We start from the raw sequence: 14490 nt of genomic DNA, 5'->3' as shown, positions 1-14490 counted from the left end.
GGCCATCCAGCACACCGCGGAGGCGCAGCGGCAGCCCGGCTTGACGCAGGTACGCACGACGTTTCGGGCCGAGGCCGGCACCCGCGACGACGTCGCCGCCGTCAACGCCGCCCTGATTTGTCGGGACCATCTGCTTGGATCGCTTGATGAACGGTCATTGCGGATAGTAAGGGGCTTGATGACGGGCCGGACCAAAAAGGAGCTCGCCGCCGAAGAGGGCATCAGCCCGTCGGCGGTGTCCCAACGCGCGAGCCGCGACGGCCTGGACTTGATTGTGCTTGCCAGTCAATACCTTCGGAGTCTGCCGTGAGCGCCGTGGCGGTCTTTCTCATCGCCCTCGGCGTCGCCGACCTCTGCCGGCGTGCGGTCGGTGCGCTATGGCCACCGCTGCTGGCCGGGCCGGTGGTGGTGCTGGCGTGCGCGGGGCTGGGCGCCCTGTGGCGTGCCGGGGACATCGCGCTGCTTGTGCTGGCCGCCGCGGCGGTAGTGGCGTGGGAATGGCTTTGCGCGCGAAGCGAACTCAGCGGCAAAAACCAAATCGCTCCGCTGGCGGTGTTCGGCGGCGCGCTGGCGGTGCTGGCACTGTTATCCGGCTGGTCCTCGCCGGGCGGCGGCGTCGTCGCGCGGTGGTCGGCCTGGGTTCACCTGCCACTCAGCCATGTCACGCCCGCCCGGTTGCTGATGCTCGTCGGCGTGATGCTGGTCCAGTTCGCCACCGCCAATCAGTTGGTGCGCCTGGTGCTTGGCTCGGTGGGCGCGGTGCGCCCACCCGGTGAGCCGCAGCCGTCGGATCGGCTCAAGGGCGGCCGGCTGCTGGGGCCGCTGGAGCGGCTGCTGATCCTCAGCCTCGGCGTCGGCGGCCAGGTGGCCGCGGCCAGCGCCGTCGTCGCGGCCAAGGGCATCATCCGATTCCCGGAATTGAACGCCCAGACCAACCGCGACAACGGCGTCGGCATCGACGAGGTGACCGAGTACTTCTTGGTCGGCAGCTTCACGAGTTGGCTGCTCGCCCTGGGCGGCATCGGCCTGGTGGTGGCGACCCGGTAGGCGGCCGAATCCGGTAAAAGGTTGACCGAGGGTGGATTTCACGACGCGACACGCCGCGGTGCCGTCGAGGATTTCACGCTCGGTGGCCCAGGGCGCCATCCCGCGGCCCGCATCGCGTTGACGACACGGGCAATGAGGGTGCCGTGCCGATAGCGGAGAAGGTCGCTGCCGACCCGCACGATCGTCCAGCCCAAGTCGGCCAATGCGGTGTACCGGTCGATGTCGCGATCGCGCTGCCCGGCGTCCGTCCAGTGCTGCGGTCCGTCGTACTCGATGCCGACGCGCAGCTCGCGGTACCCCATGTCGATGCGGGCAACGAAGTCGCCGTAGTCGTCGCACACTCGGATCTGTGTCTGTGGCACAGGCAAACCCGCGTCGATCAGCACCGGCCGAGTACGGGTCTCCTGCGGAGACTCCGCGCCGCTGTCCACCAGCGGCAGCACCGCTTTGAGCCGACCCAGGCCGCGCGTGCCGCGATGCCCGGCCAGCACGGCTTCGATGTCGCTGATTTTGACGTCGGTGACGTTCGCCAGCGCATCGAGCCGCTGCACCGCGGACAGCCGCGACGATGTCCACCGTCCAACATCGAAAGCGGTGCGCGCCGGACTGGTCACTGGCATGCCGTCGACTTCGACTACCTCACCGGGGAGCAGTGTCTCGCTGTGCACGACGATGCCGGCGGGTGGGCGGCGATTGCCGTGCACCAGCTCAGCATCGAGCGTCGGATTCACCCACTTCGCCCCGAGCATCGCGGCCGCCGAGTTCCCCGCGATGACGCCGTTGCGCCGCGACCAAAGCCATGCCGCCCGCGCGCGTTCGCGCGCCGTCAGCGCGATGCCGCCGGGGGCGTAGACACCCGGATGGACAGGCTCGAAGAGGGAGCGCATTGCCCGCTCGGGCATCACTTTTGCCGCCAGGGCCTCACTGCCCAGGAAGAGCTCCGTCATGCCGCCGATGGTGCCAACCCGCACCGACAACCTCGCGAATGTGAATCCTACGACGCGACACGCGGTTGACGCGTCGTAGCTTTCACACTGGGCGACGGAAGCGAGTGCTGCACGAGGTCAGAGGCGCTCGATGATCGTGACATTGGCCGTGCCGCCGCCCTCGCACATCGTCTGCAGCCCGTAGCGGCCACCGATGCGCTCCAGCTCGTTGAGCATGGTGGTGAACAGCTTGGCGCCGGTGGCACCCAGCGGGTGACCGAGCGCGATCGCCCCCCCGTTGGGGTTGACCTTCTCCGGGTCGGCCTTGATCTCCTTGAGCCAGGCCAACACCACCGGCGCGAACGCCTCGTTGATCTCGACGGTGTCGATGTCGTCGATGGACAGCCCGGTCTTGTCCAGCGCGTAGCGGGTCGCCGGGATGGGCCCGGTCAGCATGAAGACCGGGTCGGCGGCGCGGGCGCTGATGTGGTGGATGCGTGCCCGCGGCGTCAGGTTGTGCTCCTTGACGGCCTTTTCGGACGCGAGCAGGACGGCACTGGCACCATCGGAGATCTGGCTGGCCATGGCCGCCGTCAACCGGCCCCCCTCGACCAGTGGCTTGAGCCCGGCCATCTTCTCCAGCGACGACTCACGCGGCCCCTCGTCAACCCGGAACGGCCCGGATTCGGTTTCCACGGTGATGATTTCGTTGTCGAAGTGGCCGCCGCGAATGGCCGCGAACGCGCGCTCGTGGCTGGTCAGCGCGTAGCGCTCCATCTCTTCGCGGGACAGGTTCCACTTCTCGGCGATCAGCTCGGAGCCGCGGAACTGCGAGATCTCCTGGTCGCCGTAGCGGTGCAGCCACTGCTTGGATTCGTTTGTCGGTGAGGTGAATCCGAACTGCTCGCCGACCGTCATGGCCGACGAGATCGGGATCTGGCTCATGTTCTGCACGCCGCCGGCGACGATCAGATCGGCGGTGCCGGACAGGACCGCTTGCGCGCCAAAGGAAATGGCCTGCTGGCTGGATCCGCACTGCCGGTCGACGGTGACGCCGGGAACCTCTTCGGGATAGCCCGCGGCCAGCCACGAGAGCCGGGCGATGTTGCCGGCCTGCGCGCCGATGGCATCGACACAGCCGGCGATCACGTCGTCGACGGCGGCGGGATCGACGTCGACCCGGTCGAGCAGGCCGCGCCATCCCAGCGCACCGAGATCCACCGGGTGAATTCCGGCCAGCGACCCGCCGCGCTTGCCGACCGCGGTACGCACAGCGTCGATGACGTACGCCTCAGGCATTTCAGACTCCTTCTTCGATGTTCTTTGATTCCGCAGTGATCCCGCCAAGCACGATGGCGAGATATTGCTGGCCCACCTGCTCCGCGGTGAGCGGTCCGCCGGGTTGATACCAGCGCACCGACACCCAGGTGGTGTCACGGATGAAGCGGTAGATCAGGTCGACGTCGAGGTCGGGCCGGAAATACCCCTGTTCGACGCCCTGATTGAGCAACTCGAGCCACATCTTGCGCTGTTGCCGGTTCATGTCCTCGATGTAGGAGAACCGGGGCTGAGACAACAACCGCTGGGCTTCGTCCTGGTAGATGACGACCTGCGCGTGCCGGTGCTCGATCGCCTCGAACGACGCCATGAACAGCCCCTTGAGCCGCTCCAGGGGGTTGGCCTCGCTGTCGACGATTTCGCGATAGCGCGCGAACAGCCAGTCCAGGAAACTGCGCAACAGTTCGTCGACCATCTCCTCCTTGGAGGAGAAGTGGTGATACAGGCTGCCGGACAGAATGCCGGCGCTGTCGGCGATGTCCCGGACGGTGGTGGCGCGCAATCCACGCTCGGCGAACATCGTCGCGGCGAGCTCCAGTAGCTCGTCTCGCCGGCTGTTCGCCTGACCGGGCACTCGGTCCACCCGATCAGAGTATCAACCAAGCGCTTGCTTGGCCACCGACGCCTTGGTTTCCGATCCGCGGCCGCTCCGTCAAGAGCGTCAGCGCAGCGAGACCACCGGCGGATTCTGCGACTCGTCGGCGTTGCCGGACACGAAGGTGTCGACGACGCTCGTCTTGGTGCCGCCCGACCGGGTCTGGGCCGTCAGCGGGAAGTTGACCGACCCGGAGAAGGACGCCTCGAGTCGGAAGGGATCGAACAGGTTGATCTTGAGGCCGCTGATGTCCGGTTTGCCCCAGGCGGCGGTCCCGTCCACCAGGTCGTAGTCGAAGGCGTGCTGCGGGCAGTCGGCCGGTCGCAGTTGGTTCGAGTTCGCGCAACTGGCCAGCGCCGCCGATATCGCGGAGCTGGTCGCGGCCAACCCCTTGTCGCTGAGTTTGAATTCCAGGTCGTTGAAGTACGCGCCCGATGTCGTCAGATTGTCAAGCAGGAAGGGCTTTTTCGTGTTGACGGCCAGATTCGGGTTGCTGCTGGAGACGTCCAGCCAACCGGGGAAGACGTACACCGGCGCGGTGCCGACGGGCTTGCCGAAGAACGTCGCGGTTTTGACGGCGGCCTGCTCGATGCCCGCGTTCAGCGTGTCCACCTTGATCGCGGCGTGGTCGAGTTTCCAGTCGCTGCCCGCCTTCTTGATCGACATGGTCACGTCCGAGGTGTTCTCGCCGAATTTCGCCGACACGTGCACCTGCCCGAAACCGAAAGCGTGCGCGGAATTGTCGTCGAGGATCTTGATGTCGGTGATCGGCCACCGCGCGATCTGCCGCTTGAGGATGTCGTCGGTCAGGAACTCCTTGGACGCCGGCTGATCGGTGCTGTACGACAGCGCGGCCTGCGCATCGCCGCGGGCCAGCGCCTCGAGGTAACCCTTGGCGGCATCACCGGCGCTGCCCGACCCGCCGCCACTGCTGACCGCGATCACGGTGATGACAACCACGACAAGCACCGCGGCGGCCACGCTCAGCCCGATGATCCACGGCTTGCGATTGCGTTGCCCGGGACCGCCCTGCGGCCCGTTGAACTGGGCGACGGTGACCGGCGGTGGCGAGGGCCACCCCCCGTACGCGGGCTGCCCGAAAGGGGCTGGCTGACCCCCTTGACCCCACTGCTGCGGCCAACCCGCGTCGGATTGCCACGGGGCACCCGGTGGCTGGCCGGGTGTGCTTGCGGGAGGCGGGTTCTCACCCCACGGTCGGTGACCCGGTCCGTCGCTCACTGCACCCTCCCACCTGCGTCAACCGCGTTGGTCGACAATTGTAAACACGTCGCGGGCCGGCGCTAGTCAGCGATATCGCAGCTCATGGGTGCTGACTGGACACCGAGATGACCTCGCCGGTCAGGTAGCTGGAGTAGTCGCTGGCGAGGAACGCGATGGTGGCCGCCACCTCCCACGGTTCGGCGGCGCGCCCGAAGGCTTCGCCGGCCGACAGCCGGTCGAGCAGATCGGCCGACGACGTCTTCTCCAGAAACTTGTGTCGCGCGATGCTCGGCGACACCGCGTTGATCCGCACGTCGTACTCCGCGGCTTCGATTGCGCTGCAACGGGTCAGCGCCATCACGCCGGCCTTGGCGGCGGCATAGTGCGCCTGCGAATGCTGAGCCCGCCAGCCCAGGACGCTGGCGTTGTTGACGATCACCCCGCCGTGCGGCGCGTCACGGAAGTAGCGCAGCGCCGCGCGGGTGGCGCGGAACACCGACGTCAGGGTGACGTCCAGGACCCGGTCCCACTCCTCGTCGGTCATGTCGACCACCGGCGTCTGCCCGCCCAGCCCGGCGTTGTTCACCAGGACGTCGACGCGTCCCATCCGCGCGGTCGCCGACGCGAACAGCGCATCGATCTGCGCGGTCGACGTCACGTCGCACAGCACGCTTTCGACCCTGCCCTGGCCGAGCGCGGTGAGCTGGTCGGCGGTCTCCCCCAACCGGCGTTCGTGGTGATCCGAGATCACCACGTCGGCCCCCTCTGCCAGCGCCCGTCGTGCCGTCGACGCGCCGATGCCGGTGCCCGCAGCGGCGGTGACGACCACCACCTTGCCCTGCAGAAGTCCGTGTCCGGCAATCTCTTTCGGGGCTTCGGACAGGCTCATCCCTTCACCTCTCGGGGTAGGCCGAGCACCCGCTCGGCGATGATGTTGCGCTGGATCTCGTTGGACCCGCCGTAAATGGTGTCCGCGCGAGTGAACAGGAACAGCCGCTGCCATTCGTCGAACTCGCCGTCGGCCAGGGTCAGCCCCGGCTTGCCGATGACGTCCATGGCCAGCTCGCCGAGGTCGCGATGCCAGTTGGCCCACAACAACTTCGACACGTTGTCCTGTCCGGGCTGCTCGACATCCATGGTGGCCAGCGCGTAGCTGCGCATGGCCCGCAGCCCGGTCCACGCCCGGGTCAGCCGCTCGCGGATGAACGGGTCCTCGGCGGCGCCGGTCCGCTGAGCAAGCTCGGCGAGGTTGGAAAGCTCACGGGCGTAACGGATCTGCTGCCCGAGCGTCGAGACCCCACGCTCGAAGGTCAGCGTCCCCATGGCGACCCGCCAGCCGTCGCCGGGCTCGCCGACCACCAGAGAGGCCTCGGTGCGGGCGTCGTCGAAGAACACCTCGTTGAATTCCGCGGTGCCGGTGATCTGGACGATCGGGCGAACCTCCACGCCCGGCTGATCGAGCGGGACCAGCAGGTACGACAGCCCGGCGTGGCGCCTGGAGCCTTTCTCGGTGCGCGCGACCACGAAGCACCATTGCGACAGGTGGGCCAGCGACGTCCACACCTTCTGGCCGTTGATCACCCACTCGTCGCCGTCGAGTTCGGCGGTGGTCGCCACGTTGGCCAGGTCGCTGCCGGCACCGGGCTCGGAGTAGCCCTGGCACCACAGCTCGGTGACGTCGAGGATGCGCGGCAGGAAGCGCTGCTGCTGTTCGGGCGTGCCGAAGGCGATCAGCGTGGGGCCGAGCAGCTCCTCGCCGAAGTGGTTGACCTTGTCCGGGGCGTCGGCCTTGGCGTACTCCTCGTAGAACGCCACTCGGTGCGCGGTGGACAGGCCGCGGCCGCCGTGCTCGACCGGCCAGCCGAGGCACGTCAGTCCGGCCGCGGCGAGGTGCTGGTTCCATGCCCGGCGCTCCTCAAACGCCTCGTGCTCGCGTCCGGGCCCACCGAGGCCCTTGAGAGCTGCGAATTCGCCGACCAGATTGTCGGCGAGCCACTGCCGGACCTCCGCCCGGAACTCCTCGACGTCCTGCATGCCCTGTAGGCTAACCTACCAAGCACTTGCTTTGTAGCTCGGTGACGATGCGCGCCGCGGGGCGGCGTGAGGAGAAACCGGGCAATCAAAATCGCGTCAGCGCCGCTACAGGAGCATCCCATGACCAACGATCCGCGCACGGTGCCCGCCGCGCTGGATCGTTTCGCGAGCCGGCTGCCCGATCACGACGCGCTGATCACCGACGAACGATCCTTCACCGCCGCCGGCCTGCGCGACGAGGTGCACCGCGCGGCCGCCGCCCTCATCGATCTCGGCGTGCGGGCGGGCGACCGGGTGGCCGTCTGGTCGCCGAACACCTGGCACTGGGTGGTGGCCTGCCTGGCAATCCACCACGCCGGGGCCGCGATGGTGCCGCTGAACACCCGCTACACCGCCGCCGAGGCCAGCGACATCCTGGCCCGGACCGGTGCCCCGGTGCTGTTCGGCATGGGCCGCTTCCTCGGCCACGATCGCCTGGCCGACCTGAACCGCGCGGCGCTGCCCGCGCTGCGGCACATCGTGCGGATACCGGTCGATGCCGACGATCCTGTTCCGGCGACCTGGGACGAGTTCATCGCGCGCGGTACCGACCTCGACGCGGTCGCGGCTCGCGCGTCCGCCGTCGTCCCCGATGACGTCAGCGACATCCTGTTCACGTCCGGCACGACCGGACGCAGCAAAGGCGTGCTGTGCGCGCACCGGCAGTCGTTGTCGGCGTCGGCCTCCTGGGCGGCCAACGGCAAGATCACCAGCGACGACCGCTATCTGTGCATCAACCCGTTCTTTCACAACTTCGGGTACAAGGCCGGGATCCTGGCGTGCCTGCAGACCGGGGCAACGCTGATTCCGCACCTGACCTTCGATCCGCTGCGCGCACTGCAGGCCATCGAGCGACACCGCATCACCGTGCTGCCCGGGCCGCCCACCATCTACCAAACCCTGCTCGACCACCCGGCGCGCAACGACTACGACCTGAGCTCGTTGCGGTTCGCGGTGACCGGCGCGGCGACCGTGCCCGTAGTGCTGGTCGAGCGCATGCAGTCCGAACTGGACATCGACATCGTGCTGACCGCCTACGGGCTGACCGAGGCCAACGGCATGGGCACGATGTGCCGCGCCGACGATGACGCGGTCACCGTGGCCACTACCTGCGGCCGCCCGTTCGCCGACTTCGAATTGCGCATCGACGCCGAGGCCCCCGGGGAGTCGGGCGAGGTGTTGCTGCGCGGGCCGAACGTGATGCTGGGCTACCTGGAAGACCCCGAGGCCACCGCGGCCGCCATCGACGCCGACGGCTGGCTGCACACCGGTGACATCGGCGCCGTCGACGCGGCCGGCAACCTGCGCATCACCGATCGCCTGAAAGACATGTACATCTGCGGTGGATTCAACGTCTACCCCGCCGAGGTCGAGCAGGTGCTGGCCCGGATGGACGGCGTGGCCGACGCCGCGGTGATCGGAGTTCCCGACGAGCGGCTCGGGGAGGTGGGCCGGGCATACCTGGTGACCCGGCCCGGCGCCCAACTCGACGAGCAATCCGTGATCGCTTACACCCGTGAACATCTGGCGAACTTCAAGGCACCGCGGTCGGTGCGGTTCGTCGACGCGTTGCCGCGCAATGCCGGCGGCAAGGTGGTCAAACCACAACTGCGAGAGCTGGACTGATGGATCTGGATCTAGACGAAGACACCCTGGCCTTCCAGGCCGAGGTCCGGGAATTCCTGTCGGCCAACGCCGAAAACATCCCGACCAAGTCATACGACAACGCCGAAGGCTTTGACCAGCACCGGAAATGGGACCGGGTGCTGTTCGACGCCGGCCTGTCGGTGATCACCTGGCCGAAAAAGTACGGCGGCCGCGACGCGCCGCTGCTGCACTGGGTGGTGTTCGAGGAGGAGTACTTCCGGGCCGGCGCGCCGGGCCGCGCCAGCGCCAACGGCACCTCGATGCTGGCGCCGACGCTGTTCGCGCACGGCACCGAAGAACAGCGAGACCGGATCCTGCCGAAAATGGCTAGCGGAGAAGAGATCTGGGCCCAGGCGTGGTCGGAGCCCGAGTCCGGCAGCGACCTGGCGTCGCTGCGATCCACCGCCACCCAGACCGACGGCGGTTGGCTGCTCAACGGGCAGAAGATCTGGAGCTCGCGAGCCCCGTTCGCCGAGCGGGGCTTCGGGCTGTTCCGGTCAGACCCGGGAGCCGAGCGGCACAACGGGCTGACGTACTTCATGTTCGACCTGAAGGCCAAGGGGGTCACGGTGCGCCCCATCGTCCAGCTGGGCGGCGACACCGGGTTCGGCGAGATCTTCCTCGACGACGTCTTCCTGCCCGACGAGGACGTGATCGGCACCCCGCACGAGGGCTGGCGGGCGGCCATGAGCACGTCGAGCAACGAGCGCGGCATGTCACTGCGCAGCCCGGCCCGCTTCCTGGCCACCGCCGAGCGGCTGGTGCGGCTGTGGCAGGACAGCGGCTCACCCGAGGCGTTCGCCGACCGGGTGGCCGACGGCTGGATTAAGGCGCAGGCCTACCGGCTGCAGACCTTCGGCACGGTGACCCGGTTGGGCCTCGGCGGGGAGCTGGGCGCCGAATCGTCGGTGACCAAGGTGTTCTGGTCCGACCTCGACGTCGAACTGCACCAGACCGCGCTGGACCTGCTGGCCGCCGACGGGGAACTGACCAGCCGGTGGACCGAGGGCTTGCTGTTTGCGCTAGGCGGCCCGATCTACGCCGGCACCAACGAGATTCAGCGCAACATCATCTCCGAGCGGTTGCTGGGCCTGCCGCGCGAAAAGTCCGGGGGCAAGAAGTGAAATTTGCGCTAGACGAACAGCAGCGCGACTTCGCGGCCAGCATCGACGCCGCGCTGGGCGCGGCGGATCTGCCCGGCGCGGTGCGCGCGTGGGCGGCGGGCGACACCGCACCGGGCCGCGAGGTGTGGGAGCAGTTGGCCATCCTGGGCGTCACCGCGCTGGCCGTGCCGGAGAAATTCGACGGGATCGAGGCCGACCCCGTCGACCTCGTCGTCACCGTCGAGCGCCTGGGCCGCTGGTGCGTGCCGGGGCCGGTCGCCGAATCCATCGCCGTGGCACCGGTTTTGCTCGCCTCGGGCGATCGGGCCGAGCGATGCGCCGAACTGGCCTCCGGTGAGCTGATCGCCACCGTCGCCCTGCCGCCGCAGACGCCGCGCGCGGTGGACGCCGACGTGGCCGGGATGGTGCTGCTGGCCGGCGAGAACGGCGTCACCGAGGCAACACCAGGCGACGCCCACGAGTCCGTCGACCCCAGCCGAAAGCTCTTCGACGTGACCGCGACCGGGCCGTCGTGGCAGGCGGATGTCAAGCGCGCCTACCAGTTCGGCGCGCTGGCCACCGCGGCCCAGCTGATCGGTGCGGCCGAGGCGCTGCGCGACGGCGCGGTCGACTACGCCAAGCAGCGCACCCAGTTCGGCCGGGTGATCGGCTCGTATCAGGCGATCAAGCACAAGCTCGCCGACGTGCACATCGCCATCGAGCTGGCCCGTCCGCTGGTGTATGGCGCGGCGCTGACGCTGGACCCCCGCGACGTCAGCGCGGCCAAGGCGGCGGCGTCCGAGGCGGGGCTGTTGGCGGCGCGGTCGGCGCTGCAAACCCACGGTGCGATCGGCTTCACCCAGGAGCACGACCTGTCGCTGTTGCTGCTGCGGGTGCAGGCGCTGCGGTCGGCGTGGGGCACCCCGGAGCAGCACCGGCGCCGAGTGCTGGAGGCGCTATGACCACAACAGAAGAACGCGAACTCCTCCGCGAGACCGTCGCCGCCCTGGTGGCCAAGCACGCCGGCCCGGCGGCCGTGCGCGCGGCCATGGAGTCCGAGAAGGGCTACGACGAGTCGCTCTGGCAGCTGCTGTGCGAGCAGGTCGGCGCGGCGGCACTGGTGATTCCCGAGGAGCTGGGCGGCGCGGGCGGCGAACTGGCCGATGCCGCAACGGTTTTGCAGGAGCTGGGCCGCGCGCTGGTGCCCTCCCCGCTGCTCGGCACCACGCTGGCCGAGCTGGCGCTGCTGAGCGCGGCCGAACCGGACGTCACGACGCTGGAGGGCCTCGCCGAGGGCGCCGCGATCGGCGCGCTGGTGTTCGACGCCGACTACGTGGTCAACGGTGATATCGCCGACGTCGTGGTCGCCGTCGAGGACGGCCGGCTGAACAGGTGGACCCGGTTCGGCGCCGAGCCCGTCACCACCATGGACCCGACCCGGCGCCTGGCGCGGCTCACGGCCGAGGAGACCGAGCCGATCGGCACCGACCCCGGCCTGGCGGACACGGCGGCCATCCTGCTGGCCGCCGAGCAGATCGGTGCCGCGCAGCGCTGTTTGGAGCTGACGGTCGAATATGCCAAGGACCGAGTGCAATTCGGCCGGCCGATCGGCAGCTTCCAGGCGCTCAAGCACCGGATGGCCGATCTGTATGTCACCGTCTCCGCCGCCAAGGCCGTCGTCGCCGACGCCTGCGATGCCCCCAGTCCCACCAACGCCGCCACCGCCCGCCTTGCCGCCACCGAGGCGCTGAACGTCGTGGCCGCCGAGGGGATCCAGCTGCACGGCGGCATCGCGATCACCTGGGAACACGACATGCACCTGTACTTCAAGCGCGCCCACGGCAGCGCGCATCTGCTGGATTCGCCGCAACAACTGCTTAAGCGGCTGGAATCCGAGGTACTCCAGACGCCGTGACCGACCGTGTCTCGCTGCGCGCCGGCATCCCACCGTTCTATGTGATGGATGTGTGGCTGGCGGCCGCGGAACGCCAGCGCAGCCACGGCGACCTGGTCAACCTGTCGGCGGGCCAGCCCAGCGTGGGTGCGCCCGAGCCGGTGCGAGCGGCCGCGGCGGCCGCCGTGTATTCCAACGAGCTGGGTTACTCGGTGTCGTTGGGCACCCCGGAACTGCGCGCCGCGATCGCCGCCGACTACCAGCGCCAGCACGGGCTCGACGTCGAACCGGATGCGGTGGTGATCACCACCGGCTCCTCCGGCGGCTTCCTGCTCACCTTCCTGGCCTGCTTCGACGTCGGCGATCGCGTGGCGCTGGCCAGCCCCGGTTATCCGTGTTACCGAAACATCCTGTCCGCCTTGGGTTGTGAGGTGGTGCAGATTCCCTGCGGGCCGCAGACCCGCTTCCAGCCGACCGCGCAGATGCTGGCCGAACTCGACCCGCCGGTGCAGGGCGTCATCGTGGCGAGCCCCGCCAACCCGACGGGCACCGTCATCGACCCGGCGGAGCTGGCCGCCATCGCCTCCTGGTGCGATGCGTCGGGAGCGCGACTGATCAGCGACGAGGTGTACCACGGCCTGGTCTACGACGGTGCGCCGCAGACCAGCTGCGCGTGGCAGACATCCCGAAACGCCGTGGTGGTCAACAGCTTTTCGAAGTACTACGCGATGACGGGCTGGCGGCTGGGCTGGCTGCTGGTGCCGGCCGAGCTGCGCCGCGCGGTGGATTGTTTGACCGGCAATTTCACCATCTGCCCGCCCGTGCTGTCGCAACTCGCCGCGGTGGCGGCCTTCACCCCGGAGGCGACGGCCGAAGCCGACGGTCACCTGCACCACTACGCGACCAACCGCTCGCTGGTGCTCGACGGGCTGCGCAGCATCGGCATCGAGCGGTTGGCCCCCACCGACGGCGCCTTTTACGTCTACGCCGACGTTTCGGAATTCACCGACAACTCGATCGAGTTCTGTTCAAAGCTGTTGGCGCAGACCGGTGTTGCGATCGCACCGGGCATCGACTTCGACACCGCGCGCGGGAATTCGTTCGTGCGGCTGTCGTTCGCGGGCCCGACCCACGATATCGAGGAAGCGGTGCGACGCCTCGGCCCCTGGCTCGCGGCGCGCTAGCGAAACCGCACGAGGCGCCTAGGCGTCGAGCACCTGCGCGATGCGCGCCTCGAGCGCACCCGCCTCGCCGATGCCCGCCACGTCGATGCCGAACCGCTCACCGAGCACCTCGACGACCGCCGCCGCGTCCTCGAGGCGGATCTTCTCGCTGCCGTCGGCGCGGTGAATCGTCAGGTTCCGGCCGGCCAGGTTGTAGCGGGCGTCGTCGGTGGTCAACGCGACCATCAGGCTGGTCACGAAATGCGACGACGGATGCGTGGAGACGTACCAGCTGCCCACCCGCAGATCGATCTGGGGCACGCTCTGGGTGCCGAAGACGTACAGCGGTTGCCACTCGTCGCGGACCTGCGCTTGCAGCACCAGGCCGTCGCCGCGGTCGTTGAGCCGATACGGCTCGTGCGTGGTCTGCTGGGCGTTGCCGGTCTGCAAACGGATGGGAGACGTCAGCGTCTGGCCACCAAAGCCGACGTCGACCAAAAACGAACCCCGCGAGCCCGGGAACGTCACCGCCAGCACGGTGTGCGTCTGGGCGCCCAGCGGCGTCTCGGGTGGCTGCATCCAGACCACCCGGCCGGCCAACCGCCGCACCCGGAAACCGATTTCGGCAAGCGCGTAGCCCATCAGGCCGTTCTGCTCGTAGCAGTAGCCCCCACGGCGCCGGCGGACCAGCTTGTCGGTGAGGGCTTCCGGGCCAAGGTCGTCGACCGGCACGCCCATCAGCGGATCGAGGTTCTCGAACGGGATCGAGCCGGTGTGGGCGGTCATCAGCGCCTGTAGCACCTCGAGGCTCGGTTCGGCCGGACCGTCGTAGTTGATGCGGTCGAAGTACCCGTTCAGGTCCAGCGTCATGACTCCATTCTCCGGCCCCGCGGAGGCGCCCGAGCCGCGGGTGTCGACTTGGGTTGTTTCGTTCCTGTCGAATACGGCAACCCGGCGAACGGGGCCTTAGCGCTTCGGTATATCGACAACGGAGTCCATCATGAATACCAGCAACACCGTCTGGATCGTCATCGCCGCAGTTGTGGCGATCCTCGTGATCGTCGCCCTGGCCATCGCCGCCCGCAGAGCCACCAGGCGCCGCCGCGAGCGGGAGGCCGAACAGATCCGCGAAAAAGCCAACTTGGAGAGCGCCAAGGTCGAGCGCCGCGAGGCGCTGGCCGCCGAGACGGCCGCGAAAGCCCGTGCCGCGCAGGCCGAAGCCGAGGCCAAGGCCGCCGAAGCCGCCCGCCTGCATGATCGGGCGTCAACCCATCAGACGGAAGCGGCGTCCTCGCGCGAACAGCTCGACGAGCAGTTCAAGCGTGCCGACAACCTCGACCCGAAGGTGAAGGCTGACAAGGACAGGGATGTCGCGGCCGGCGAGAACGCCGCCGGACGCGACCCCGCGTGGAGCCAGGAGCAGCCGATAGCGGACAACTCCCCCACGGTCGACATGTCCGCCGACCGCCGCGACCGGTAGGGC

General features: G+C 68.7%; 14 protein-coding genes and 1 pseudogene. 8 read left to right on the top strand and 7 right to left on the bottom strand.

Annotation, left to right across the window (positions count from 1 at the left end):
* A pseudogene (locus A5659_RS21670) lies at positions 1 to 310 on the top strand (RNA polymerase subunit sigma-70); the annotation flags it as partial.
* Positions 307 to 1047, top strand: coding sequence for a hypothetical protein (locus A5659_RS21665; protein ID WP_066877470.1), 741 nt, complete (start codon positions 307 to 309; stop codon positions 1045 to 1047). The pseudogene A5659_RS21670 and the gene A5659_RS21665, both read left to right, overlap by 4 nt.
* A 38-nt stretch (positions 1048 to 1085) precedes the next feature.
* On the opposite strand, the gene A5659_RS21660 is transcribed toward A5659_RS21665, so the two are convergent.
* From A5659_RS21660 to ipdE1, 6 genes are all read right to left on the bottom strand, one after another.
* Complete coding sequence (locus tag A5659_RS21660) at positions 1086 to 1994, bottom strand: endonuclease domain-containing protein (RefSeq protein ID WP_067184144.1); 909 nt, start codon at positions 1992 to 1994, stop codon at positions 1086 to 1088.
* Between the two features lie 117 nt (positions 1995 to 2111).
* Complete coding sequence (fadA6, locus tag A5659_RS21655; RefSeq protein ID WP_066859651.1) at positions 2112 to 3272, bottom strand: steroid 3-ketoacyl-CoA thiolase FadA6; 1161 nt, start codon at positions 3270 to 3272, stop codon at positions 2112 to 2114.
* 1 nt (position 3273) lies between these two features.
* Entirely contained in the window at positions 3274 to 3894 is a 621-nt protein-coding gene (gene kstR2, locus A5659_RS21650) for a TetR family transcriptional regulator KstR2 (RefSeq protein ID WP_156749304.1), read from the bottom strand.
* Positions 3895 to 3972: 78 nt separating this feature from the next.
* On the bottom strand, positions 3973 to 5145 hold the full coding sequence (locus tag A5659_RS21645) for a proline-rich domain-containing protein (RefSeq protein WP_082976146.1): 1173 nt from the start codon (positions 5143 to 5145) through the stop codon (positions 3973 to 3975).
* An 82-nt stretch (positions 5146 to 5227) separates the two neighbouring features.
* Positions 5228 to 6016, bottom strand: a complete 789-nt coding sequence (gene ipdF, locus A5659_RS21640; RefSeq protein ID WP_066859659.1) for a (5R,7aS)-5-hydroxy-7a-methyl-1-oxo-2,3,5,6,7,7a-hexahydro-1H-indene-carboxyl-CoA reductase — start codon at positions 6014 to 6016, stop codon at positions 5228 to 5230.
* Positions 6013 to 7161, bottom strand: a complete 1149-nt coding sequence (ipdE1, locus tag A5659_RS21635) for an acyl-CoA dehydrogenase IpdE1 (RefSeq protein WP_067184141.1) — start codon at positions 7159 to 7161, stop codon at positions 6013 to 6015. Before ipdE1 ends, ipdF begins: the two co-directional genes overlap by 4 nt.
* A gap of 120 nt (positions 7162 to 7281) precedes the next feature.
* Here ipdE1 and fadD3 point away from each other — a divergent pair, with 120 nt between their 5' ends.
* Genes fadD3 through A5659_RS21610 form a run of 5 tightly spaced genes read left to right on the top strand, consistent with a single transcriptional unit; the run spans position 7282 to position 13028 of the window.
* Complete coding sequence (gene fadD3 / locus A5659_RS21630) at positions 7282 to 8826, top strand: 3-((3aS,4S,7aS)-7a-methyl-1,5-dioxo-octahydro-1H-inden-4-yl)propanoate--CoA ligase FadD3 (RefSeq protein ID WP_067020469.1); 1545 nt, start codon at positions 7282 to 7284, stop codon at positions 8824 to 8826.
* Positions 8826 to 9971, top strand: coding sequence for an acyl-CoA dehydrogenase family protein (locus A5659_RS21625; RefSeq protein ID WP_067184138.1), 1146 nt, complete (start codon positions 8826 to 8828; stop codon positions 9969 to 9971). The genes fadD3 and A5659_RS21625 overlap by 1 nt, the downstream gene beginning before the upstream one ends.
* Positions 9968 to 10912: an acyl-CoA dehydrogenase family protein gene (locus A5659_RS21620; protein WP_067184135.1), complete on the top strand. Its 945-nt coding sequence runs from the start codon at positions 9968 to 9970 to the stop codon at positions 10910 to 10912. The genes A5659_RS21625 and A5659_RS21620 overlap by 4 nt, the downstream gene beginning before the upstream one ends.
* Positions 10909 to 11865: an acyl-CoA dehydrogenase family protein gene (locus A5659_RS21615; RefSeq protein WP_066867365.1), complete on the top strand. Its 957-nt coding sequence runs from the start codon at positions 10909 to 10911 to the stop codon at positions 11863 to 11865. The genes A5659_RS21620 and A5659_RS21615 overlap by 4 nt, the downstream gene beginning before the upstream one ends.
* The gene (locus tag A5659_RS21610) at positions 11862 to 13028 is read left to right on the top strand and encodes a pyridoxal phosphate-dependent aminotransferase (protein WP_067184132.1); all 1167 of its coding nucleotides are present in this window, start codon (positions 11862 to 11864) and stop codon (positions 13026 to 13028) included. Before A5659_RS21615 ends, A5659_RS21610 begins: the two co-directional genes overlap by 4 nt.
* Positions 13029 to 13046: 18 nt before the next feature.
* On the opposite strand, the gene A5659_RS21605 is transcribed toward A5659_RS21610, so the two are convergent.
* Complete coding sequence (locus tag A5659_RS21605; RefSeq protein WP_066880108.1) at positions 13047 to 13877, bottom strand: arylamine N-acetyltransferase; 831 nt, start codon at positions 13875 to 13877, stop codon at positions 13047 to 13049.
* A gap of 130 nt (positions 13878 to 14007) precedes the next feature.
* Between A5659_RS21605 and A5659_RS21600 the strand changes: the two genes are divergently transcribed.
* Positions 14008 to 14487: a hypothetical protein gene (locus A5659_RS21600; protein WP_067184128.1), complete on the top strand. Its 480-nt coding sequence runs from the start codon at positions 14008 to 14010 to the stop codon at positions 14485 to 14487.
* The last annotated feature ends 3 nt before the right edge of the window (positions 14488 to 14490 follow it).

The organism is Mycobacterium sp. 1165196.3, assembly GCF_001673415.1.
GTDB classification, from domain to species: Bacteria; Actinomycetota; Actinomycetes; order Mycobacteriales; family Mycobacteriaceae; genus Mycobacterium; species Mycobacterium europaeum_A.
The sequence above is the reverse complement of the archived record's forward strand: the minus strand, read 5'-3'. Positions and strand labels throughout refer to the sequence as shown.

What these genes read in the sequence shown, in the direction of transcription:
- fadD3 (WP_067020469.1), top strand. Translation starts at nt 7,282, where the DNA reads ATGACCAACGATCCGCGCACGGTGCCCGCCGCGCTGGATCGTTTCGCG.
- ipdF (WP_066859659.1), bottom strand. Translation starts at nt 6,016, where the DNA reads ATGAGCCTGTCCGAAGCCCCGAAAGAGATTGCCGGACACGGACTTCTG.
- A5659_RS21600 (WP_067184128.1), top strand. Translation starts at nt 14,008, where the DNA reads ATGAATACCAGCAACACCGTCTGGATCGTCATCGCCGCAGTTGTGGCG.
- A5659_RS21660 (WP_067184144.1), bottom strand. Translation starts at nt 1,994, where the DNA reads ATGACGGAGCTCTTCCTGGGCAGTGAGGCCCTGGCGGCAAAAGTGATG.
- A5659_RS21605 (WP_066880108.1), bottom strand. Translation starts at nt 13,877, where the DNA reads ATGACGCTGGACCTGAACGGGTACTTCGACCGCATCAACTACGACGGT.
- A5659_RS21615 (WP_066867365.1), top strand. Translation starts at nt 10,909, where the DNA reads ATGACCACAACAGAAGAACGCGAACTCCTCCGCGAGACCGTCGCCGCC.
- ipdE1 (WP_067184141.1), bottom strand. Translation starts at nt 7,161, where the DNA reads ATGCAGGACGTCGAGGAGTTCCGGGCGGAGGTCCGGCAGTGGCTCGCC.
- fadA6 (WP_066859651.1), bottom strand. Translation starts at nt 3,272, where the DNA reads ATGCCTGAGGCGTACGTCATCGACGCTGTGCGTACCGCGGTCGGCAAG.
- A5659_RS21625 (WP_067184138.1), top strand. Translation starts at nt 8,826, where the DNA reads ATGGATCTGGATCTAGACGAAGACACCCTGGCCTTCCAGGCCGAGGTC.